This is a genomic window from Nakamurella alba (assembly GCF_009707545.1).
In the GTDB taxonomy this organism is placed as follows: domain Bacteria; phylum Actinomycetota; class Actinomycetes; order Mycobacteriales; family Nakamurellaceae; genus Nakamurella; species Nakamurella alba.
This window is the reverse complement of sequence record NZ_WLYK01000006.1, coordinates 145,577-168,718: the sequence shown is the minus strand read 5'-3', so window position 1 is coordinate 168,718 and position 23,142 is coordinate 145,577. Positions and strand designations below refer to the sequence as shown.

Sequence of the window (23,142 nt, the reverse complement as noted above, 5' to 3'; positions counted from 1 at the left end):
TCGATCACGCCTAGCGTCGGAGCTGTGACGCAGCGCACACGGGTGGGGAAGTCCGCGCGACGATGGTGGTCGATGGCGGCCGCGGCCCTGCTGGCGGTCGGGGTCCTGCCCTTGCTCGGCGCCGGCACCGCGCTTGCCGCGCCGGGCCCGGTCTGGGGCGGATTCACCTTCGCCGGCACCGCGAACAACTACACCGGCACTCTCGCCCTGGCGCCCGGATTCCCGACCGCGACGTACACCTCCACCTCTGTGTCCGGGCCCGGCACCGGAGTGCAGACCGGGGCCTCCACCTGGCTGCCCACGGGCAGCCCACCGGGCGCGGTATTCGGATCGAGCCAGAACCAGCAATACCTGAACCTGCGGCCGGCCGCGAACAACACCACCAGCCCGTCGGTCACCACGTACACGTTCGCGACGCCCACCCCGTCCGCCGGCTGGGCATTTGTCCTCGGTGACATCGACGCCGACTCGGTCACCGTCACCGCGACCGGACCGGACGGCCCCGTCGCCACCGCCGACCTCGGATTCGCCGGGGAGTTCAACTACTGCGACGCCAGTCCGCGACCCTCTTCGTGCGCGGGTGTCGTTCCGCCCTACGACCTGCCGGACTGGAGCGAGTTGACCGCAACGCTGACCGGCAACGGGGCCGACACGGCCGGCGCCTCCGGGTGGTTCCGGCCGACGGTGCCGCTGACCACGCTCACCTTCAGCTTCGTCTACCAGAGCGGGCAGCCGGTCTTCCAGACCTGGTTCGCCACCGCGACCCGGCAGTTGACCGGAGTGGTGGCAGACGATGTGGGAACGGTGCTTCCTGGTCTACCCATCGAGATCGTCGACAGCACCGGAACTGTCATCGGTACGGCAACGACCGATGCCGATGGCGGTTATCTCGCGGATGGTCTCGCGCCGGGGGTGTACACGGTCCGTGTCATCGCGCCGGACGGCTACACCGGGACGACCGAGCAACCGGCCGACCTGACGGACGGCGATCTCGCCGGCGTCGACTTCACCCTCGACCGACCCCGCTATCCGGCGGGTGGCACGGTGACGGCGGACGGTGCGCCACTGGCGGATGTCTCCGTCCGGTGTCTGGACCCCGAGGGGACGGTCACGGCAACGGTGACCACCGCGCCCGACGGTTCCTACCTGTGCCCGGATGTGCTTCCGGGCAACGAGTATCGCATCGAGGTCGTTGTTCCGGATGGCTACGTCACGGACGGGCCGGCCACCGTGGAGTACACGGTGGAGGACGGCCCGGTGACCGGCCTCGACGTTGCGCTGGTACAGGTGTTCCCGGTGACCGGTCGGGTGGTGGACGCCGACGGCGCGCCGGTTGCCGGGGCGGTGGTGGATCTGACGGACGACACCGGCGTCGTGGACTCCACCACGACCGACCCCGATGGCCGTTACACCTTCGTCGACATCCCCGCCGGTGACTACGACGTCGTGGTGGCTGCGACCACCGCCACGCAGGGGGTGACCGTCGCCGTGACGGTGCCGCTGGCGGGCGGCCAGGTGCCGGTGATCACCGCGGCGCCGGTGCCGACGACGTCCTCATCGAGCCCGCCGCCGCCGTCGACGAGCCCGACCTCCATCACGACTGCTCCATCCACATCCTCGATTTCGACGACTGTCGCTCCGACGACAACGACGACCGGGCCGTCGCTCTCGGCTACCGGTGTCCGTGAGGACATCCCGGCCTTGACCTGGGCAGGCGGACTGCTGGCGCTGTGCGGCCTCGTGGTGCTGTCGCTGTCGAGAGTGCGGCGTCAGCGGCAGCACTGAGCGTCAACCCGCGCCGAGCACCGCGCGGGCGGTGTGGCCGGCTCGCCGCATCGCCTCGCCGACCGGCAGTCGGATGTGGTCGTCCGAGAGGATCTCGACGCCCCACGGGCCCGCCCAGCCGGCGCGTCGAAGTGCATCGATCATGCCAGCGAGGTCGAAAGTGCCTTCCCCGCAGTATCTCCGGCGGTGGACGGTGTCCTCGAACATTGTGCCGACGACGGTCGGGTCGGCGTCGTCGAGCTCGACGCCCAGGATGAGTTCGACCGGTACCGTTGCCAGGTCCTCGACCGGTGTGCCCGCCCGGAAGATGTGCCACGCATCGACGATGATCCCGCCGGCCGGGTGGCCGGCGTCGGCGACCAGTCGTAGCCCGTCGTGCAGCGTCTTGATGTTGGACCACGGGAAGAACTCGATACCCAGTCGTGTACCGACGCTCTCGGCCTGCGCCGCCAACCCGGCGAAGCGTTCGGCCCAGCGTCCTGCATCCCACGGCCGGTCCTGGCCGTCCGGGGTGATCTTGAGGTGTCGTGGCTGCAGCACCTCAGCGATGTAGAGCATCAGCTCGCGCACCCGGAGGGAAGTCTCGGCGCGTGGGCCGTCCGGGACCCACCAGTCCGGGATGCTTTCGAGTTCCAGGTCGGTGATGCCGTTGTCGTCGAGCAGGGCACGGATCCCCGGCAGGCCGTACTTGTCGATCGCAGCCGGGAGGTCGTCGGACAGGATGCCGAAGCCGGTGAACCCTGCCGCCGCCGCAGCCTCGACACGGTCGCGCAGGGGTAGCGGACTGCGCAGGTCCCTGCGGTCGGGTGCGGCGTCGCCGGCACTGGTCCAGCAGGTGGCGAACAGGGCGTCGTCGGTGCTCACCGCCGCAGCATGCCGATGGCTGCCGCGGGGGTCAACGGGCGGAACCCGTCAAAGAGACCTCAGGGATCGCTGCTCGGTCGAACCCGCGCCACAGCAGCCGGATCCCGAGCAACAGCTCCCATGCTGCGATCGGCAGCGCGAGGACCGCTGCCGGAGCGGAGGACTGCCCGAAGCCGCCGGACAGGGTGACGGTTGCCGAGACCAGCAGCAATGGCGCCCCGATCAGGCCCAGCAGCGGGATCCATCGCGGGACGAGTCGGGCTCGTAGCAGCACCGGCGTGAGGCACAGGGCGTTGATCGCCGGGATCAGGCCAGGGCCGAGCAGGAACGCCTGGTCGTGCAACGGGGTCAGGATGTCGCGCGCAGTGGGAGCTGCTGCGATCGTCAGCAGTGCGACGACGCCGAGCAGGATCAACGTCGCCTCGACCGTCCGGGAGACCACGAACCCGACCGCCGCCGGCTCGCTCCACCGCCGCAACACCGGCAGCAGCACCACGGCCGATCCCACACATGCCGCGGCGAGCAGGAGCTCCAGAAGCGCTGCGAGAGAGGCGGAACCGCCGGAGCTTCCGGACAGTACCGGCGCCTTCAGGGCGTAGGCCGGGATCGAGGTCAGGAAGGTGAGCAGGTACAGCCCGCCGGCGATCCGGGCGGCGCGTTGGTCGGGCATGGCGATCTCCGCTCTGAGGTGTACGGCGTACACCGGGGACACTAGGTATACGGTGTACACCAGGTCAAGACCTGGGGAGGTCACACTTGTCCGCTCGGGAGCCCGTCAGTCGTGTGCGTGCGTTGCAGGCTGCCGTCGACCTCGCCGACGAGGAGGGCGTCGACGCGGTGAGCATGCGCCGGTTGGCGGCGCGGCTCGGCGTGGTGCCGATGGCGCTGTACAAGCATGTGGTGAACAAGGACGACCTGCTCGGCGGGATGGTCGACACCGTGATCGGCGAGTACGCGGCGCCGGGCGTGGGAGCGGACTGGAAGGCCGCGGTGCGCGACCGGGTGTTGTCCGCCCGCAAGGCGGTGGCACGACATCCATGGGCCCGCAGTGTCATCGAGTCCCGGTCGACCCGGACTGCGGCGGTACTCGGCCATCTCGACGCGGTGTCCGGAGCTTTCCTCGGCGGTGGGTTGTCACCGGACCTGACCCACCACGCAATGCACGCGCTCGGGCATCGGGTCTGGGGGTTCAGTCCGGAGGCCTTCGACGACTCGGCGGATCCGGGAGCACTCCGGCTGCCGGCCGACCCGGACGAGCAGCAGCAGCTGGTCGACCGCATGCGCAGCACCTACCCGCACATCACCGCGATCGCGCTGGACAGCGGCGGTGCCTGCGACGCGGACTTCGAGTTCGAATGGGCCCTCGACCTGCTCCTCGACGCCGTCGGGCGGTTGCACGAGGCGGGGTGGGTGTCGCCGAGGCGGCGATGACCGATCGGCGCTACTGCTTCTGCGCCATGACCTCGTGGCGGAGGTGATCGGTCCACAGCACGGTGGCACTCCCACCCTGGGCGACCGTAGCAAGCAGGTACGTCGAGTACGGCTCGACGGGACCCACCCGTTCTCGCCAGGTGGTGCCGATGCGCGAGGCATGGATCCAGCTCACGCCGCCGCCCGATTCAAGATTTGCCTGGTAGGTCAGGAAGACCCGTCCGCCGGACACGGCCAGTGTCGGCTCGATCTCTTCGTTGGACGGCACCGCGAAGGTGTGGGTGACCCAGCGGCCGGTGGAGTTGTCCGTCTCGCGGACGATCCACTCCCGAGTGGTCCTCGACATGGTCGCGACGTAGGTGAGGCCATCTCGACGGACGAGCGCCGGCCGGCCACCGGCCATCAGGAAGCTGGACGACCAACGCCCGTCGGTCGTCGTGGCGATCCGGATGCCCTCACCGGCGCGGTTCCAGACCATGCTGACGACACCGCGGTCGTAGGCCAGTCGAACGTCGTAGTCGCTGGCCGGCGTGCCGGTGATCCGTGTGCGGCCGCTGGCTCCCAAGAGATTGCCGGCCTGGTAGAGGTTCTGGACGAGCTTGCCGCCCACAGGTGTGGGCTGCTGCCACACTGCCCACCACTTGCCGCGATAGGCGACGATGTCGCCCTCCCGCGGCCCGTACTCGCCAGGCAGGCTCAACGGGGTCGGAGGGCTGAATTCGCCGGTCACCGTGTCGTACACGGCGACCCTCATCGAGGGGGCCACTGTGCCGGGGGTCGGGAGCTCCTGGAACATGACGTAGACGCGGCTCGACTGGTCCCAGGCCACGGCGTACACCACGCCGTGGTACGGAGAGACCTTGGAGGAGAAGGAGCCTGGCGTCCGCCCGGTGAAGTAGCGGATGGTATCCCTCCCGCTGACATCGGCTGGCTCGCAGGTGACGAATCCGTGGATGGTGCCGTCCGCCGTGATCTCGGCATCGCTGGGGTAGCCGGTGCAGTCGCCCAGCACCTTCGTGATCGGACCGGCTGCGGCGGAGGCCGGGCTGGTCCCGGACAGCATCGCGATCATCACCAGGACGACCATCACCAGAGCGTGACTGCGACGCACGATCGACTCCTTCCGCACGGACCGTCGATGCCGCTCCCGGTCAACGGCGTTGCGCATACACAGGACTGGTCGAAACCCCTTCACGCCAGAGCTCGACGCGTGAGCCGTCCTGCGCGAGAGTCTCGAAGATCCACAGGACATCGGGTGTGCGGCGTTCTGACTCGCGCCAGGTCCCGCCGATCCTCGACACCTCCTTCTGGGCGAGGTATCCGTCCGTCGACGTTCTCCAGGTGGCGAAGACCCGTGTGCCGGACACAGCAAAAGTGGGCGCGGTGCTGTCCACCACCTGATCGTCGAAAATCTTTGTCGACCACATGCCGGTGGCGTTGTCGATCATTCGGACGCGGCCGTCCGCGCCGCGCAGGAGGACGTACGTCCTGCCGTCGCGGGTGATGACCCCGTCGGGACGTCCGGATGCCAATGGCCTCGACGACCATGACCCGGTCGTGGTGGTCGCCACTTGAGTGGTTCCCTGACGAGACCACGCCATGGTGATCTTCCCGTTCTCGAGGGCGAGCCGAGGTGTCCCGTTGGGGGCGCTGGTGAAGGTGATCTGCTGCCGCCCGCGTGGGCCGAGAAGTGTTCCGGCCTGGAAGAGCTGGTCGCGATACGACGCGGTCCCCGGTTCACCGCTCCGCTCTGACCAGACCGCCCACCACCGACCCTTGCTGGCCACGATCGAGCCGTAGTTCGCGACGGTCGCGGTCCGCGAGCCGAGCGTCGTCGGCGGGCTGAACTTCCCGGTCGCCACGTCGTACACGGCGATCTTCGGCGGCGCACCGACTGTGCCCGGACCGGATTCCCCGTTCTGGAAAAGAACGTAGGCCCGACTCACGCCGTCCCATGCGACGTCGTAGACGCGTCCGATGTAGGGAGATGGCTTCGAAGTGAAGGAACCCGGGACCCGGCCGCTGAAGTACCGGATCGACAGGTCCGCGCAGGTCATGAACCCGTGGATGGTGCCGTCCGAGGTGATGTCTGCATGGCCTTCCGCGTTGCAGTCGCTCAGCACGGTGACCACCGGGCTCGGCGCCGCTTCCGCGACCGGGGCCGCAAAGAGCGACGTCATCACAGCGGCGACGAGCAGGACAACACGACGACAGCGACGCACGGGATTCCCCTCCGGAACAGCGGTTGGTGCATGCGCCACTCCGGGCGCAGAAGGCGAGTATGCCGTTCGTGGTGATCGTTGACCAGTGGGTTCGCGGAAACGGATGACATTCACCCAGAGATCCCTATGGCCGGGCTTTACCGCGCAATGATGGACCCGCCCTCAGAGGCCGACCAGCACGGCGACCCGGCGGGCGATCGCCTGGACCTCGGTGACCTGCGGCTGCAGTTCGTAGGCGTGGTGATGGCACATGCGGCTCAGCGCGTCCCAGCAGCGTTCGGCCTCGTCCGCCTGCTCGGCACCGTGCAGCGCCCGCAGCACCACGAGCTGCGAGGCCACCGATGGTCGGCGCTCCGCCCGCAGAGCCCAAGGGGCGCTGCGCTCGTCGAGCCAGGACTCGAAGGCCACCCGGACCAGCACCGCCCCGATGCGTCCGCTGCGCGCGCCGACCGCCACCGTGCCGTCGAGTACCTGCGACGCCGCGACCAGCAATCGCCGGCGGTCGGTCACGGGAACTCCCGGCGCAGGTCCTTGAGGGCGGCGCGGGTGCTCTCGAACGACGCGAGCGGGTTCGACGCGCCCTCGTGCACCTCGCGCGTCACCGCGAACATCATCGCCTTGCGGTTGCCGGACTTGTCCAACCAGCCGCCGGGCTCGCCGCGACGGTCCAGCGTCAGGGCGAGCGCCAGCCGCTGCTTCGTCGTCTTCGCCTCGGTCCACATCCGTTCCACCGCATCGATGTTCGAGCCGTCGGCCAGAGCGCGGGTGACGAAGATCTGGTGTGCGGTCGACTCCAGAGCATCCCGGCACAGGGCGGGCACCGCGAAGCCCTTGATGTCCATCGGGACCGCACGGTCCTTCGCGATCGCCTCGGCGTCGTCGAGCATCCGCTGGGCCGGCCGCGTCGACTCGTTCACCTGTACCTCGGACCGGGCGCCGCGGCTCACCTCGATGATCCGGGCGGCCACGCGCGACCGACGCACCGCCGACGGCAGGCGGTCGTCGTGGGTGAGCACGATGACCTGCCGGTCCTTGGCGAACTCGGTCATCACCTGCAGGAAGCCCTCGACCTTCGACGGGTCCATGGCCTGGATCGGGTCGTCCAGCACCAGGAACCGAAACGGGCTGGCCGCCGCGGCCGCGCGGGGAAGGAACACCGCCAGGGCCAGGGCGTGCAGCTCGCCCTGGCTCATCACGCCGAACGCCTCGGCCGCTTCGCCGTCCACCGACGCCCGCAGCGTCACCCGCCGTTGGGTGTTGCGGCCTTCCAGCACGATCTCCGCGAGCTCGACGTTGCTGTCCTGCCGGAGCTGCGACCAGATCTGCTGGGACCGGGACGCCAACGGTGCCAGCCGCTCCCGACGCAGATCGGAAGCGTTGGCGTTCAGCCACTTCGACGCCTCGTCCGCCACCGTTCGGGTCGGCTCGGTCGCCAGCATCAGCTCGGCCTGCTCGATCCACACCGCCAGCGCTGTCGCGTGCGGCGCCCAGGCGTCGGCGCGCTCGCGGATCAGGCCCGCAGCTTCCTGCGCGGCTGCGGCAAAGGCCTCGGCCACCGCGTCGACGTGCCGCTCCAGGTGATCCGCCAACGCCAGGTTCCCGTCGGCCGGTACCGCGGTCCACTCCTGGTACGCAGCCGCAGCCGCGGCCAGGGCGGGCAGGTCCGGGTCGGCCGGCGGGGCGGGCACTTGCGCCACTGCCTCGAGCACCGCGGTCCGTGCCCGGCGCAGCGTGTCCCGGGCCGTGGAAAGTCCTTGTCCGGCCTTGCGTTCCGCGTCGACGGCAATCCGCGCCTGCTCGGCCCAGGATCCGTCGAGCGTCCCGGTCGCGCAGACCGGACACGGCCCGTCCCCGCCCTCGGCGTGCACCCGGATCGCCTGCTCCAACAGGTCGATCCGCTGCGAGGACAGCCGATCGACGCCGACCGACATGGCGGCCTCGCTCGTCGCAGTGGTACGGAGAGCGGCGGCCAGCGTGAGCATCTCGACCCGGTCCGGTGCGGTCAGGGCAGCGGCGGACGTCCAGGTGGCCGGCACAGCTCCCTCGGTGGAGGTGACGAACGGGCGCAGGTCCTCCGGTTCGACCGCATGCCGTCCGACCAACTTGTGGACCTGCGCAGCCCTCGGATCCTGGACACCGACCAGCGCGTCACGGATCCGCTTCTTCGTGGCGGTGAGTTCCGCCGAGGGCTGCTTGAGGCGCTTGAGCTCCCGGTCGAGCCGGGCAATGGCATCGGTCAGCTGCTCCAGCCCGAGGATCCGTTCCATGCTGTCGTGGAATTCGGACGGCTTGCCCTCGAGGATGCCGCTGAGCTCGTCGTAGCCGAGCAGCGGGCGGTAGAGCTCGAGGGCCGCCGCCCAGCCGAGGGCGCTGCGGTCCTCCTGCTTGCGGCCGGGGCGCTGCACCCAGGCCTTGTGCTCGGTGACGGCTCCGGATCCGCTCGGCCAGTCGACGCCGATGGTGGTGACACCCTGGCCCTGCTCGGTGATCCCGACCCGCACGGTGGCGACGTCGGGGTGGTGCAGGTTGCGCCAGTGCTGGGACCAGACCTGAGCCTTGTCCTTCCAGCGCAGGTTCCGCCCGGTGAGCGCCAGCTCCAGGGCTTCGGCCAGCGTCGACTTTCCGGAGCCGTTGCGACCGGCGATCACGGTGAGACCCGGCCCCGGCTCCAGCGGCACCTTCACCTCTCGCCCGATCCCGCGGAAACCCTGCACGGTGATCGACCGCAGGTAGGCGCCGACCGGCTCCGCGTCCTCGCCGGCGTGCGCGGTCAGCGACTGCACCGTCGCCTGCCGCGTCGCACCCTCGGCGAGCACCTCGGCCAGGTCCTCGTCGGACTCCAGCGCCGCCAGCACCACCAGGCGCGCGTCTTCGCTCAAGGACTTGTCGTCGAAAGCCCGGTCCAGTACCAGGTTCTTCAGCTGATCGTCAGCCATCGGCCCCCCTTGCTCTGCCGTCTCGCATCATGCACAGCCCCACCGACAACGACCACCGCAACGGCGGACCGCCCACCCTTCGGGTGAACGATGTCAGACGTACACCCGCGGCACTCGCGGCCCGATCCGGGTGACGATCTCGTAGTCGATGGTGCCGCAGGCCTCGCCCCAATCCCGGGCGGTGGGCTCACCGGCGTCGCCCGGCCCGAAGACGATCACCTCGTCGCCGACCGCCACCGGATCGTCGCCGCAGTCCAGCACGAACTGATCCATCGCGACCCGCCCGGCGATCCGCCGGCGCTTCCCGCCGAGCAGCACCTCGGCGCAGGAGGACGCGTGCCGGGGGATGCCGTCGGCGTAGCCGAGCGGGACCAGCGCCAGGGTGGTCTCGCCCGACGTCCGGTAGGTGAGTCCGTAGGACACCCCGTGCCCGGCCGGGACCCGTTTGGTCAGGGCCACCCTGGTCCGCAGCGTCATCACCGGTCGCAGCCCGGCCGGGTCCGCCACCGGGGTGATGCCGTAGATGCCGATGCCGCAGCGCACCAGATCGAAGTGCGTCTCCGGATGCTCCAAAGTGGCCGGGGTGTTCGCCAGATGCCGCCATCGTGGCCGGATGTCGAGGGATGCCGCCAGATCGCACGCAGCGCCGAACGCGGCCTTCTGCAGAGCGACCGAGGCATCGCCGGGCACATCCGCGGAGGCGAGATGACTCATCAGGCCGACGATCTCGACCCGGCCGTCGCTCTCCGCGGCACGGCAGGCCTGCAGCAGCGGCTCGAGATCCGCAGGCACCACGCCGTTCCGGCCCAGTCCGGTGTCGATCTTGACGTGGATCCGCGGCGATGTAACACCGGCGGCGAGCACTGCGGCGAGGTGGTCGAGGGAGGACACACCGAGCTGTGCGCCCGCGGCGAGCGCCGGTCCGGGATCCTCGCCGGGTGCCCACAGCCAGCCCACCACCGGCGCACCCGGATCGGTGGCGGCCAGCTCGACGGCCTCGTGCAAGGTTGCCACGCCCAGTGCGTCGGCACCGGCGTCGACGGCGGCCCGGGCGACCGCGTGCATCCCGTGTCCGTAGGCGTCGGCCTTGACCACGGCCATCAGGTCGGTCGAGGAGGACAGTCGGCGGCGCAGCATGCCGATGTTGGCCCGCACAGCGCCGAGATCGACCACGGCCTCGGCCCGGATCGCAGGGGCGTGCGGCGTGGGCATGGTGATGATCGTGGCACGTGACCGGCCCGGATCCGGCGGCGACCATGATGACCAGCCTCGACAGGAGCGGGACATCTGGTGTCAAATCGGATCATGGATGCCGACGCGATCCGCAGCGCCTACCTCGAGTACATGGTCGAACAGGGTCACGCGGTCATCCCGCGGGCGCCGTTGATCCCGCACGACGACCCGACGACGCTGTTCACCGGCAGCGGCATGCAGCCGTTGCTGCCCTACCTGCTCGGTGCGGACCACCCGGCCGGCTCCAGGCTGGCGGACAGCCAGACCTGCCTACGGGTGCAGGACATCGAGGACGTCGGCGACAACCGGCACACCACTTTCTTCGAGATGCTCGGTAACTGGAGCCTGGGCGACTACTTCAAGGACGTGCAGCTGCACCAGTTCTGGACGTTCCTGACCGACAAGGTCGGTCTGGACCCGGAGCGGATCTACGTCACCTGCTTCATCGGCGATCCCGCCCACGGCATCGAGAAGGACACCGAGGCGGCGGAGATCTGGACCCAGATCTTCACCACCGCCGGTGTCTCCGCCGACCAGGTCGAGGTGGACACCGAGGAACACGCCGCGGCGGTCGGCACCGGCGGCGCCCGGATCGCCTTCTACGGCAAGAAGAACTGGTGGTGCCGCGGCGGCAGCGCCGAGGACATGCCAGTCGGCGAGCCCGGCGGGCCGGACTCCGAGGTGTTCTACCTCTACCCGGAGATCGACCACGATCCCGCGTACGGCGAGCACTGCCACCAGAACTGCGACTGCGGCCGGTTCATCGAGCTGGGCAACTCGGTGTTCATGCAGTACCGGCGCACCGCAACCGGTTTCGAGCCGCTGCCGCGCAAGAACGTCGACTTCGGTGGTGGGCTGGCGCGCATCGCGGCGGCCTCCAACGGCACGCCCGACGTGTTCCGGATCAGCCTGCTCTGGCCCATCGTCGACAAGCTTCAGGAGCTGTCCGGCAAGTCCTACGAGGACGAGACCGAGGCGATGCGGGTCATCGCCGATCACCTGCGCGGGGCCGCGTTCCTTGCGGTCGACGGGGTGCGGCCGGCCAACAAGGCGCAGGGCTACGTCATGCGGCGGCTGCTGCGCCGGGCAATCCGCTTCGCCTTCGACCTCGGGCTCGACGAGAACTTCTTCCCGCAGATCGTCCCGACCATCGCCGGCATCTACGAGGCGCACTACCCGGAGGTCGCCGAGCACCGGGAGCAGGTGATCGCCGTGCTGGTGAAGGAGGAGCAGGCCTTCCGCCGGACCCTGCGCAAGGGGATCAAGCAGCTCAAGGCGTACCGGAAGACCGGGGTCACCGGCGCCGAACTGTTCGTCCTCTACGACACCTTCGGCTTCCCGGTTGAACTCTCCACCGAGGAGGCCCGCCGCGGCGGGATCGATGTCAGCGAGCACTGGGAGGCCGAGTTCGCCGACCAGATGTCCGCCCAGCGGGCTCGCTCCCAGGCCGCACACGCCTGACCTGCCGCCGGCCGTCCGGGCGGAACTCGCGGACCCTTCCTCGGCAGTCCGGACGGATCTGTTGCGTTCTGCCACGCCTGGCGTGGCTGACGGCACCGGATCTGTGCCGGCGGGGCCGGCCGGGTGCGCGGCGCGGTCTCGCGGTGCTCTTCCCCCGGCCGTTCGGGCGGATCACGCGGTCCTCTTCCCCGGCCGTCCGGGCTGATCTGTTGCGTTGGGCCACGCCTGGCGTGGCTGACGGCACCGGATCCGCAGTAACACCCACCGCCCACCGCCCACCGCTCACCGCCGCCACGACTGACCGACCCGGCGGCCGGACCTCGGCAGTTGCGTGACAGCACCGGGAGGATCCGGTGAAATCGGGCGGTCGGCGGCGGGTCCCGATGGCGGGTGTCACCCGGGTGAGGTAGTCCTGAGAAGGTGCCGCCGACGGCGGTGCGGGCGAAGGGGCGCCGCGAGCGCCCGTCGCCGACGGTCCAGCACACCACGAGGGGCTCCACACGTGACATCCCGATCCCGACCACGAAGGGCACTCGGCCCGATCCTCGCCCTGGCACTGCTCGCACCTCTGCTGCCCGTGGTCACCGCCACGGCCGCCGGTGCGGCACCGATCCCCACCGCGGCATCGGCAGCACCCGGATCGGCCGTCGCCATCCCCGCGGCCGGGTCCTTCACCGCGTCCCCGCAGACCTCGATCAGCCTGCGTGACCTGCCGGCCGGCGCGCTGCCGACGGTCTCCGTCACGGGGAGCGTCAGCGGCCCGCACATCGGGAAGGTCACTGCGCACCCGGACGGCACCGGCGCCACCTTCACCCCGGCCACTGCGTTCACCAAGGGCGAGACGGTCACCGTCAGCACCGATGCGCAGGTCGCGGGCGCCGAGAACGGCAGCTACTCGTTCACCGTCGCCAGCCCCGGCACCCACCCCGGCATCACCGCCGCCGGTGAGCTGAACACCGGCGGTGCCACCACCGGACCGCGGACGCAGGCGGGCACCCAGGCGATCGTCAGCCAGTACCAGACCCGCCCGGACCTGGCCGCTCCCGCGGTGCAGGTGAACCAGAACCCGCAGGGCACCGGTGTCGCGCCCGGCTACCTGTTCGCCACCCCGCAGGGCACGGCGAACAGCCTGCCCGGCGTGATGATGTACGACAACGCCGGAGCGCTGGTCTGGTTCCACCCGGTCACCGACAAGATCGTGGGCGACGCCGAGGTGCAGAACTACCTGGGCCAGGAGGTCATCACCTGGTTCGAGGGCACCGCGCCGTACGGCGCCGGCAACTACCGCGGCGACTACCAGATCTACAACTCCGCCTACCAGTCGATCGCGACCGTCCGGATGGGCAACGGCTACCAGGCCGACATCCACGACATGATCCTCACCGAGGACAACACCGCGCTGCTGATGGCCTACAACCCGGTGCTCTGCGACAACATCACCGTGACCGGCTGCAAGACCGGCGCCACCGTGCTGGACGGCGTGATCCAGGAGGTGGATGTCGCCACCGGAGCCGTGCTGTTCGAGTTCCACTCGCTGGACCACATCCCGACCAGCGACACGTACTACCCGAACTACCTCCAGTCGAACCTGATGGACTACATCCACTTCAACTCGCTGGACATCGACACCGACGGCAACATCATCGCCTCGGCCCGTCTCACCTCGGCGCTGTACAAGATCAACCGGACCACCGGCGACGTCATCTGGATCTTCGGTGGCAAGAGCACCGACTTCCCGACCGTCGTCGACGACGATCCCGAGGTCGTCGCGACCGGCATCACCGGCCCCGACTACCCGCACGACTTCCGGGTCCGCGGCACGAACCAGTACAGCTACTTCGACAACGGCGTGCGCCGGCAGATCGCCGTCACCTCCAACACCTCGCGCGCCGCGTTCGTCACGCTCAACCCGGGCACCGGGACGGCCACCTACACCGAGTCGCTGCGCCGGGCCAACACCTACGGCCCGACCCAGGGCAAGAACCAGGACGTCGGCTCCGGCCTGGCCAGCCTGGTCGGCTGGGGCGGCCTGGGCATCGCCACCGAGTACAACTCGGCCGGCACCGCCATCTGGGACGCGAACATCGTCGGGGACGGCACCTACCGCACAGTCCGGCAGGAGTGGACCGGCACGCCCACCGAGAAGCCGACCGTCGTGGTCAGCGCCCGGACCGGCAGCAACGCCACCCTGAAGGTCAGCTGGAACGGCAGCACCGAGACCACCGGCTGGCGGGTGCTGTCCGGCTCGAACCCGCGGGCGCTGTCCGTCCTGGGATCCACCACTTCGAAGTCCGGGTTCGAGACCACGGTCACCGTCACGGGTGCCGGGCGTTACCTGGCGATCCAGGCCATGGACGGCGGCACCCCGATCTCCGGCGGCACCTCCGAGGTGATCAGCGGCGGCGGGGCGTACTTCGAGGACATCGCCACCACCGCGGTCAACGGCGTCGGCTACCAGCCGATCGTCGGTGACTTCGGCGGCGCCTCCGGCGACGACATCCTCTGGTACTCGCCGTCCGGCCAGGACTACCTGCACCTGTCCAACGGTGCCGGCGGGTTCACCTCCTACCCGGTGACCATCAACGGCAGCTACACCCCGGTGGTCGGCGACTTCGTCGGTGACCGCACCGAGGAGATCCTGTTCCGCCGCAACGGCAGTGGCACCGCGTTCATGTGGCGCTTCGACCGCGACGACCGGGTGTTCCAGAGCGCCTCGATCGACATCCCGTCGGTCGTGACCCAGGCGATCGTGATGGACAACCGTGCCGCCTACGGCGGGGGTCGCGACGAGATCCTGTACTACGCAGCGGGTGCGGCGCCGGACCGGGTGGACCGGTACAGCTGGAACGCCGGCCAGCCGCTGACCCGGGCCACCCGTGGCCTGAGCATCAACGGCACCTACACCCCGGTCACCGGTGACTTCGACGGCAACGGCCAGGGTGACGTGCTCTGGTACGCGCCGGGCGCCGAGCCGGACTCCATCTGGTTCACCAGCGGCAACTCGGGCGGGTCGACCGGCTACCGCACGGTGCCCGTCTCGATCAACGGCACCTACTCGGCCCGGGTCGGCAACTTCGACGGGGATCCGGATCGGGACGAGATCCTCTTCTACGCGCCGGGTGCCGCGGCGGACTCGGTCTGGAGCTTCGCGGCCAACGGCTCCTACCGGTCCACCGACGTCACGAACTCGGCGACCGGCGCCGCGTACGTCCTCGAGGGTCCGACCGATTCGGTGATGATCCGCAACGGTGGCGCTGCGCCGCAGATCTGGTCCTTCACCGGTGGCGTGTCGGCGGTCTCGCCGTCCGGCAACACCGGCAAGGCCGTCGGCTACATCCCGCTCATCGGCGCGTTCATCGGTGCCGGCGACATCTCGTCGGTGTTCTGGTACGGACCGGGCTCCGCCGCCGAGCGGATGTACATCTCGCCGAACGCGCGTGGTGCAGCTCTCGGCTGACCACGCACCAGCACGACCCGGAGGGCCGGTCCGCATCCCGCGGGCCGGCCCTCCGGCGTTCCTGACGTCGGTCGGCGGCTCCGTCCGGTAGGTGCGGGACGCCGTGCGAGTGCGGGACGTCGTGCGAGTGCGGGACGTCGTGCGAGTGCAGGCCGCCCGGGGAATGCCCGACGCCCGGCCGAGTGCCGGGGAAGGTCAGGAGGCAGTGACGCGAGTGTCGTAGAGAGCGAGCTCCGTGGCGTCCGGAGCCTCGAAAACTGCTTTCCAGGCGGCGATCTCGTCCCGGGAGATGGGGCCCGTGGTCCCGGACCCCTGCACCGAGCCACCCTTGGAACGGAATGCCAGCCGTCGCTCGAGTTCGGCGATCGGCACGTCGAGATAGCGCAGCTCCACCTGGGCGCCGAGCTGCCGCGCCCGCTCGCGGAACTGGTCCCGCTCGCGACGCCGCCAGAACCCGGATTCCAGGATCACGCTGGTGCCGATCCGCAGCAGTGCCTGCGCCATCTGCCACTGGAGCGACTCGACCCGCTCGCGGGCGGTCGGCAGCTGCGAGGGCATGCCGAGGTTGTGCAGCCACTCGTCAGGGCTGAGCCGGATCGCCGGCAGTTCGCGGGCCAGCCGGAGCGCCACGGTGGTCTTGCCCGATCCCGGCAGTCCGCAGATCAGCACCAGCCGTGCCATCCCGCCGCTCCCTCCAGGTCCGGGCCGCCCTGGCCCCACCTGCGTGAGGGTATCCATCGGCGGCGTCCGGGCTGGTCACCGGGGGTGGCAGCGGCCCCGAGGATGTGCAGGGAGATGCCGTGACCTGAGGCGGAAAGATCGACGTGAGCCATTCCTGTGCGCATCCGACAACACTGCGCCGACCGGGTGAAAATTGATTCGCCGTGCACAGCAGATTCGCCCGGAAAATATGACCGATTCACCACGTGCAATCAGCGGAAAGTCGGCCGTGATCATCCGAGATCGCTTCGTGATAGAACTGTGATGTCTGATTTGTCCGACTGGCGCCATTACCGTCCATCCGTACCGTAGAGGGCGGACGACGGGTCAGGCGCCACGCCACCCCGGCACCGCCACCGGCCACGACGTCCTGACCTGCAACTCCGGGACCTGCTCGCGCCGAGCGCTGTCCACCAAGGATCCGGAGAACTCTGGAACGAAAGGCGCGGACAGCGGCGGGGGACCCAACTTCCGGCGGTCGAGCGGTATCCGATCGTCTTGGGGTGAAACCGGTTCCGGCCGGTCGGGCAACTCCCAGGGAACTTCTCGTTCCGTGTGCCCGAACCCGACAGCTCACCTCGTAGGCGCAGCACAGGGAGGCACATCACATGACCCGTTACGTCGGACGCCACCGCAAGCCGTCGAACACCCGCACCATCATGCTGCGGACGGTGGCCGTCGGCGCCATCGCCGGAGCCCCCGCCCTCGCCCTCGCCGGCACGGCCTCGGCCGCCCCGGACTCCACCTGGGATGCCGTCGCCCAGTGCGAGAGCAGCGGCGACTGGCACATCAACACCGGGAACGGCTACTACGGCGGCCTGCAGTTCCTGCCCTCCACCTGGGAGGCCTTCGGCGGCCTCGAGTACGCCGAGCGTGCCGACCTGGCCACCCGTGAGCAGCAGATCGCCATCGCCGAGCGCACGCTCGCCGGCCAGGGCTGGGGCGCCTGGGCCTGCGCGTCGATGGTCGGTGCCAGCGGCGGGGTCGACCTGCGCGACGTGCCCGCCGACTCGAGCGACGCCCCGGCGGAGGAGGCTGTCGAGGACACCTCCGAGAACGCCACCGAGGCCGCCGTCGAGCAGGCCCCGCAGCAGGACGGGAGCAACGAGGCGCAGGAGGAGGCCCGCAACGACGAGCCCGCCGCCGCCCCGCAGCAGAGCGCGGGTGCCGGTGAGTACACCGTGCAGTCCGGTGACACCCTGTCGAAGATCGCCGCCGACCAGGGCGTCGACGGCGGCTGGAAGGCGCTGTTCGACGCGAACAGCGACACCATCTCCGACGCGGACCTCATCTACCCGGGTCAGGTGCTCAGCCTGGGCTGATGCACGTCCCAGGCCTGCGTGATGCGCCGGGTACCCGCACGGGTGCCCGGCGCATCGCGTTTCCGAGGCGGCCCCGGCCTTCCGGCTCGGGTCGGCCCTGTGAGGGCGGTGACGGCGGGATCTGCTCCTGGGATCGTCCGTCGGCCCGCCGGCGACGTCGCAGTTGACTCGGTCGTGCGGATTCGGTCCTGCGCGGGGCAGCGGTCAGGATGGTCGGGTGAGTTCGTTCCGCGTCACCCACCGTCTGCCCGGCCGGCTCGGGCGGGCCGGCGTGCTGAGCACCCCGCACGGGGACATCCGCACCCCGGCCTTCATCGCCGTCGGCACCAAGGCGACGGTGAAGGCCGTGCTGCCGGAGTCGATGGCGGATCTCGGCGCGCAGGCGGTGCTCGCCAACGCCTATCACCTCTACCTGCAGCCCGGTCCGGACCTGGTGGAGGCACACGGCGGGCTCGGCCCGTTCATGCACTGGCCCGGCCCCACCTTCACCGACAGTGGCGGGTTCCAGGTGCTGTCCCTGGGCGCCGGGTTCAAGAAGGTGCTGGCGATGAACGTGGACGGCCTGCAGTCCGACGACGTCATCGCCGCCGGGAAGACCCGGCTGGCGCACGTCGACGACGACGGGGTGACCTTCAAGTCGCACCTGGACGGATCCCGGCACCGGTTCACCCCGGAGATCTCGATGGGCATCCAGCACCGGCTGGGCGCGGACATCATCTTCGCCTTCGACGAGTGCACCACCCTGATGAACACCCGCGAGTACCAGGAACGGTCCGTCGAGCGGACCCGGCTCTGGGCCCGGCGCTGCCTCGACGAGCACGACCGGTTGACCACCGAGCGGGTCGGAAAGCCCTACCAGCAGCTGTTCGGGGTGATCCAGGGCGCCCAGTACGAGGACCTGCGGCGGCAGGCGGTCCGTGGACTCCTCGAGCTCGGCGAGCACGGCCGGCCGTTCGACGGGTTCGGCATCGGCGGGGCGCTGGAGAAGGACAACCTGGGCACGATCATCGGCTGGTGCTGCGAGGAGATCCCGGAGGACATGCCGCGGCACCTGCTCGGCATCTCCGAGCCGGACGACATCTTCACCGCGGTGGAGAACGGCGCCGACACCTTCGACTGCGTCTCGCCGTCGCGGGTGGCCCGCAACGCCTCGATCTACTCGCCGGACGGCCGCTACAACCTGATGGGCGCCCGCTACCGCCACGACATGGGCCCGCTCGGCGAGGACTGCGACTGCTACACCTGCACCCACTACACGCGGGCCTACGTCTTCCACCTGTTCAAGGCGAAGGAGATGCTGGCCTCCACCCTCGCGACCATCCACAACGAGCGGTTCGTGGTGCGGCTGGTGGACCGGATCCGCGACTCGTTCGCCGACGGCAGCTACGAGTCGGTGAAGGCTGAGTTCCTCGGCCGCTACTACGCCAAGCGCTGACGGCCGGCCGGTTCATGCCTGCGCCCGCTCCGGTGAGAACCGGTGCGGGCACAGGGCTTCGGTGAAGTTGGACGGCTCCCCGCGCCGGGATGGGGGACGGGGCGGGGCGCCGTGAGAACCACTCTGGTGTGCCGACCTGGGACCACCCGGAGGTCTGTCTGTGAGAACGGCATGTGCCCCCGATCACCTCGCGACGGGCGGATGTCACCCGCCCGGGATCAACGGCCGGTGGACTCCAGCTCGCGCAGCGCCTCGGCGTAGGTGGGCTCGCGCTTCTTGATCGCGGCGATCACCCGGTAGGTGATCGGCAGCAGGATGATCTCCACCGCGGTCTTGTAGGCGAACCCGATCAGCGTGTAGTTGAGCAGGTCGCCGGGCGAGGTGATGCCGATGACCGGGCCGGCGATCAGGCAGAAGATCAGGGTGTCGCCGAACTCGCCGACCACCGTCGACCCGATCAGCCGGGCCCACAGGTGCTTCTCCTTCGTCTTCTCCTTGATCTTCACCAGCACGTAGGAGTTGAGGAACTCGCCGACCAGGTAGCCGGCGACGCTGGCCAACAGGATCTGCGGCACCACGCCGAGGATGCGGGCGAACGCGTCCTGGCCGTCGAAACCGGGCGCGGACGGCGAGATCGTGACCAGCCAGAAGGTGAGGCTGGCCAGCAGCGACATCAGGAAGCCGAGCAGGATCGCCCGCCTCGTGGCCTTGAGGCCGTACACCTCGGACAGCACGTCGCCGAGCACGTAGGTCAGCGGGAAGAGGAAGACGCCGCCGTCGGTCAGGAACGGCCCGAACTCGATGCCCTTGGTGGCGGCGATGTTCGACAGCAGCAGCAAACAGCAGAAGAGGGTCACCAGCACCGGGTAGATGCCGAGCCCGGTGCGGGCGAAGGCGGCGCGCGGCGCCGCGGGGGCAGGGTTTGTCACGGGGGCACATTCAACCAGGTGAGGCGGCCCGGACGAACCGGCCGCGATCTGGTGCGGGTCAACCGAGGCAGGTGGGATCGACGATCCACGGCCCGGTCGGCAGCTGCTCCGGGTCGAACCGTTGCAGGAGTGCAGCGGTGTCGACGCTCTCGCCGGAGGCGGCCAGCCGCAGGCTCTCCGCGATCAGGCCGAGCACCCGGCCTGCCGGGATCCCGCGGTCCGTCAGCTCCTCGAGCGTGACCGCGCCGTCCCGCTTCGCCAGCCGGGCACCGGCCGGGTTCAGCGCCAGCGGGACGTGGACGTACTCCGGGGCGGCGAGCCCGAGCAGATGGCCGAGGTAGGCCTGGCGCGGGGTGGAGGGCAGCAGGTCGTCGCCGCGCACCACCTGGTCGATCCCGGCCGCGGCGTCGTCGACCACCACTGCCAGGTTGTAGGCGACCACCCCGTCGCCGCGGCGCAGCACCAGGTCGTCCACCACCCCGGTGTACGGCCCGAGCAGTCGGTCCTTCATCGTCCACTCCTGCACCTCCGCCCGCAGCCGCAGCGCGGGCGGCCGACCGGTGGCCCGGCGTTCCGACTGCTCGGCGGCGCTGAGGTCCCGGCAGGTCCCCGGATAGGAGCCGGGCGCGGCGTGCGGCGCCGAGGGTGCCTCCTGGATCTCCCGGCGGGTGCACCAGCACTCGTAGACCAGGCCGCCGGCGCGCAGCCGGTCGATCGCCGCCAGGTGACCGGCGGCGAGCTCCGACTGGACCACCACCGGTCCGTCCCAGGTCAGGCCCAGGGCGGCGAGCTCCGCGAGCTGGCGGTCCGCCGAGCCGGCGCGGGCCCGGTCCAGGTCCTCGATCCGCACCAGGAACCGGCGGCCGGACGACCGGGCGAAGAGCCAGGCGAGCAGTGCCGTCCGCAGGTTCCCGACGTGCAGGTCGCCCGACGGGCTGGGGGCGAACCGCCCGGCACCGTGCTGGTGACGATCGACGGTCGTTGCGGAGGACACGGCGTCCATCCTGCCGGGTGGCCTGGTAGCCGGTGACGACCCGGCGACGAACCGGGAGAGAGGACGGACCGGGTCTCCTCGCCGGTCCGGTGCGGCCGGACCACAGGCGGGTATCAGGACGGCGGCGGCGCCGTCGTGTGCTGCGTCGGGACGAAGGAGGACCGGGATGACACATCCGGCGGAGTTGGTCGGCTCGTGGGTGCACGCCCACGAGGAGGACCACGACGGACTGCAGGTGTACCGGCCGGCCGGCACCCCGCTGCCACCGTCCCGCGGACGTTCCTCCTTCACGTTGCTCGCCGACGGCGGTGCCGCCCTCGGGTCCCCGGGACCCGACGACAGGGGCGCCACCGCGGACGGCACCTGGTCGCTGACCGGGTCCGTCCTCGCCGTCCGCACCCCCGGGGTGGAGCTGGACCTCGACGTGGTGACCACCGCGCCGGACCGGTTGGACGTGCGGCGCTCCCGCTGACCTGATCCCACTCTTCGCCACCGCTCGGGCACCCGCCCGCGCGGGCGATCCGTGGCGCCCCCACCCGTCCACAGGAGGACGACATGCCCCCGAAGTCCCGCGGCCCCGCCGCGTCCGACGTCGCCCGCCCGACCCGCCGGGTCTGCGGCACCGACGAGGTGAACGAACGCCTGCTGCGCACCCGACCGGGATACCTGCAGGCGCGCAACGAGATCGAGAACCGCACCGCTCGGGTGCTGACCACCGGCGCCGCCCTGCGCACCGGCTGCACCGAGATCCCGGTGGTGGTGCACGTCGTCTACCGGGAGACCGCCGAGAACATCCCGGACGAGCAGATCCACAGCCAGATCACCACTCTCAACGAGGACTACCGCGCGCGGAACGCCGATGCGGGCTCCGTGCCCGCGGCCTTCGCCGGGTTGGTGGCCGACGCACGGATCACCTTTGCCCTCGCCACCACCGACCCCGACGGCAATGCCACCGACGGCATCACCCGGACGTCCACCCAGACGACGGCTTTCCTGGCCGACACCGACAACGTCAAGGCCACCGCCACCGGCGGCATCGATCCGTGGCCGGCCGACCGCTACCTCAACATCTGGGTCTGCGGCAACCTGCAGAGTGGTTCCGGCCAAGGGCTTCTCGGCTACGCGCAGTTCCCCGGCGGTCCGGCCGAGACCGACGGCGTGGTCATCGTGCACACCGCCTTCGGCTCCACCGGCACCGCGTCGGCGCCGTTCGACCTCGGCCGGACGGCCACCCACGAGATCGGCCACTGGCTGAACCTCCGGCACATCTGGGGTGACGACGGCACCGGTTGTGCCGGTTCGGATTTCGTCGCGGATACGCCGAACCAGGGCGGCCCGAACTACGGCACGCCGACCTTCCCGACGATCTCGTGCAACAACGGCCCCAACGGCGACCTGTTCATGAACTACATGGACTACGTCGACGACGCCGCCATGTACCTGTTCACCCCGGGCCAGGTCGACCGGATGCAGGCCGCGCTCGACGGCCCGCGCTCGTCGATCGGCACTTCCGGCCCGTGCGACGTGCTCGTCAAGCCGATCGTGAAGGACATCGGCAAGGAGCCCACGAAGGAACTGGGGAAGGACATCATCAAGGAGCCGGTCAAGGATCCGTTCAAGGAGGGGATCAAGGACCTGCCCAAGGAGATCCAGAAGGAGACCCCGAAGGACCTGCCCAAGGATCCGCCGAAGGACTTCCCCAAGGACAACCCGAAGGACTTCACCAAGGACGTCCCGAAGGACCTGCCGAAGGATCCGCCGAAGGACTTCCCCAAGGACAACCCGAAGGACCTCGGCAAGGACGGGCACAAGGACCTGGTCAAAGACGGGCACAAGGATCCGATCAAGGACCGTCCGAAGGAGTTCACCAAGGAGTTCCAGAAGGACCGCCCGAAGGACCTGATCAAGGACGGTCCGAAGGAGTTCGTCAAGGACCTGCAGAAGGACCTGGTCGACGACCTGCCCAAGGAACTCCTGGACCAGCAGAAGAACGTCGGCGCCGACGTGCCGATCCCGGAGCCGGGCCCCTGGCAGCAGCAGTGGGGTCAGCAGGGCGCGACCCCGTTCGTGCTCGGTGGCCAGCCGGCAGGTGCCCGAGGTGACGCCCCGTGCGCGCCGTGCGGGGATCCGGGCATCCAGGCGGGAACCGCTGCAGCACAGACCGATCCGCTGCTGCCGGTGGTGCAGGCGCTGGGCGGCGCCCTGGCCGGCATGTTCGCCCAGGCGGCGGCCGGGCGGATGGATGCGGCCACGGCCGCCCGGTGGCAGACCCTGGCCGCCGTGTACGCCCAGCTCGTCGCCCTGCTCACCTGAAACACCCGTTCTGACAACGGGTCCGAGCGGTGCTGTCGGA

Annotated in this window: 18 protein-coding genes and 1 riboswitch; of the genes, 8 read left to right on the top strand and 10 right to left on the bottom strand. The window is 70.0% G+C overall.

All coding sequences use genetic code 11. The annotated features are described in order from the left end of the window. Nucleotides 1–24 precede the first annotated feature (24 nt). On the top strand, nucleotides 25–1,785 hold the full coding sequence (locus GIS00_RS15915) for an MSCRAMM family protein (RefSeq protein ID WP_154769435.1): 1,761 nt from the start codon (nucleotides 25–27) through the stop codon (nucleotides 1,783–1,785). A gap of 3 nt (nucleotides 1,786–1,788) precedes the next feature. Here the strand turns inward: GIS00_RS15915 and GIS00_RS15910 are convergent, their stop codons facing one another. Together GIS00_RS15910 and GIS00_RS15905 are read right to left on the bottom strand one after the other, a co-directional pair. Next, nucleotides 1,789–2,649, bottom strand: coding sequence for a sugar phosphate isomerase/epimerase family protein (locus tag GIS00_RS15910; RefSeq protein ID WP_322098017.1), 861 nt, complete (start codon nucleotides 2,647–2,649; stop codon nucleotides 1,789–1,791). Between the two features lie 31 nt (nucleotides 2,650–2,680). Further along, complete coding sequence (locus tag GIS00_RS15905; protein ID WP_154769434.1) at nucleotides 2,681–3,319, bottom strand: DUF4386 domain-containing protein; 639 nt, start codon at nucleotides 3,317–3,319, stop codon at nucleotides 2,681–2,683. Nucleotides 3,320–3,432: 113 nt separating this feature from the next. On the opposite strand from GIS00_RS15905, the gene GIS00_RS15900 reads away from it, so the two are divergent. Continuing rightward, nucleotides 3,433–4,080: a TetR/AcrR family transcriptional regulator gene (locus GIS00_RS15900; protein WP_322098016.1), complete on the top strand. Its 648-nt coding sequence runs from the start codon at nucleotides 3,433–3,435 to the stop codon at nucleotides 4,078–4,080. Between the two features lie 10 nt (nucleotides 4,081–4,090). Here GIS00_RS15900 and GIS00_RS15895 read toward each other — a convergent pair whose 3' ends face one another. The 5 genes from GIS00_RS15895 to alr all read right to left on the bottom strand — a co-directional run bounded on the left by GIS00_RS15895 (nucleotide 4,091) and on the right by alr (nucleotide 10,450). After that, complete coding sequence (locus GIS00_RS15895; RefSeq protein WP_154769432.1) at nucleotides 4,091–5,167, bottom strand: hypothetical protein; 1,077 nt, start codon at nucleotides 5,165–5,167, stop codon at nucleotides 4,091–4,093. A 64-nt stretch (nucleotides 5,168–5,231) separates the two neighbouring features. Then, entirely contained in the window at nucleotides 5,232–6,263 is a 1,032-nt protein-coding gene (locus tag GIS00_RS15890; protein WP_154769431.1) for a hypothetical protein, read from the bottom strand. A gap of 201 nt (nucleotides 6,264–6,464) precedes the next feature. Further along, a complete protein-coding gene (locus GIS00_RS15885; RefSeq protein WP_230313679.1) occupies nucleotides 6,465–6,812 on the bottom strand; it encodes a hypothetical protein in 348 nt (115 codons plus the stop codon). Then, complete coding sequence (locus GIS00_RS15880; RefSeq protein ID WP_154769430.1) at nucleotides 6,809–9,238, bottom strand: AAA family ATPase; 2,430 nt, start codon at nucleotides 9,236–9,238, stop codon at nucleotides 6,809–6,811. The genes GIS00_RS15885 and GIS00_RS15880 overlap by 4 nt, the downstream gene beginning before the upstream one ends. 93 nt (nucleotides 9,239–9,331) lie before the next feature. Further along, nucleotides 9,332–10,450: an alanine racemase gene (alr, locus tag GIS00_RS15875; protein WP_154769429.1), complete on the bottom strand. Its 1,119-nt coding sequence runs from the start codon at nucleotides 10,448–10,450 to the stop codon at nucleotides 9,332–9,334. Between the two features lie 93 nt (nucleotides 10,451–10,543). On the opposite strand from alr, the gene GIS00_RS15870 reads away from it, so the two are divergent. After that, nucleotides 10,544–11,932 carry an alanine--tRNA ligase-related protein gene (locus GIS00_RS15870; protein WP_154769428.1) on the top strand — a complete coding sequence of 463 codons (1,389 nt, stop codon included), beginning with the start codon at nucleotides 10,544–10,546 and terminating at the stop codon, nucleotides 11,930–11,932. A gap of 502 nt (nucleotides 11,933–12,434) precedes the next feature. Next, nucleotides 12,435–15,389 (top strand): arylsulfotransferase family protein, encoded by a 2,955-nt coding sequence (locus GIS00_RS15865; protein ID WP_196073308.1) that lies wholly within the window; start codon nucleotides 12,435–12,437, stop codon nucleotides 15,387–15,389. A 195-nt stretch (nucleotides 15,390–15,584) separates the two neighbouring features. On the opposite strand, the gene GIS00_RS15860 is transcribed toward GIS00_RS15865, so the two are convergent. Further along, the gene (locus GIS00_RS15860) at nucleotides 15,585–16,070 is read right to left on the bottom strand and encodes an AAA family ATPase (RefSeq protein ID WP_154769426.1); all 486 of its coding nucleotides are present in this window, start codon (nucleotides 16,068–16,070) and stop codon (nucleotides 15,585–15,587) included. Nucleotides 16,071–16,536: 466 nt separating this feature from the next. Further along, nucleotides 16,537–16,711, top strand: a riboswitch (cyclic di-AMP (ydaO/yuaA leader). Nucleotides 16,712–16,768: 57 nt separating this feature from the next. Between GIS00_RS15860 and GIS00_RS28665 the strand changes: the two genes are divergently transcribed. Next, complete coding sequence (locus GIS00_RS28665; RefSeq protein ID WP_456094174.1) at nucleotides 16,769–17,431, top strand: transglycosylase family protein; 663 nt, start codon at nucleotides 16,769–16,771, stop codon at nucleotides 17,429–17,431. 217 nt (nucleotides 17,432–17,648) lie between these two features. Then, nucleotides 17,649–18,866, top strand: a complete 1,218-nt coding sequence (gene tgt / locus GIS00_RS15850) for a tRNA guanosine(34) transglycosylase Tgt (RefSeq protein ID WP_322098015.1) — start codon at nucleotides 17,649–17,651, stop codon at nucleotides 18,864–18,866. 218 nt (nucleotides 18,867–19,084) lie between these two features. Here the strand turns inward: tgt and GIS00_RS15845 are convergent, their stop codons facing one another. Both GIS00_RS15845 and gluQRS read right to left on the bottom strand, forming a co-directional pair. Beyond that, on the bottom strand, nucleotides 19,085–19,813 hold the full coding sequence (locus tag GIS00_RS15845) for a queuosine precursor transporter (RefSeq protein ID WP_154769423.1): 729 nt from the start codon (nucleotides 19,811–19,813) through the stop codon (nucleotides 19,085–19,087). Nucleotides 19,814–19,853: 40 nt separating this feature from the next. Further along, nucleotides 19,854–20,789 carry a tRNA glutamyl-Q(34) synthetase GluQRS gene (gene gluQRS, locus GIS00_RS15840; RefSeq protein ID WP_322098013.1) on the bottom strand — a complete coding sequence of 312 codons (936 nt, stop codon included), beginning with the start codon at nucleotides 20,787–20,789 and terminating at the stop codon, nucleotides 19,854–19,856. A gap of 166 nt (nucleotides 20,790–20,955) precedes the next feature. Here gluQRS and GIS00_RS15835 point away from each other — a divergent pair, with 166 nt between their 5' ends. Together GIS00_RS15835 and GIS00_RS27750 are read left to right on the top strand one after the other, a co-directional pair. Continuing rightward, the gene (locus GIS00_RS15835) at nucleotides 20,956–21,261 is read left to right on the top strand and encodes a hypothetical protein (protein ID WP_154769421.1); all 306 of its coding nucleotides are present in this window, start codon (nucleotides 20,956–20,958) and stop codon (nucleotides 21,259–21,261) included. Nucleotides 21,262–21,344: 83 nt separating this feature from the next. Further along, nucleotides 21,345–23,102 (top strand): zinc metalloprotease, encoded by a 1,758-nt coding sequence (locus tag GIS00_RS27750; protein WP_230313678.1) that lies wholly within the window; start codon nucleotides 21,345–21,347, stop codon nucleotides 23,100–23,102. Nucleotides 23,103–23,142: the final 40 nt, after the last annotated feature.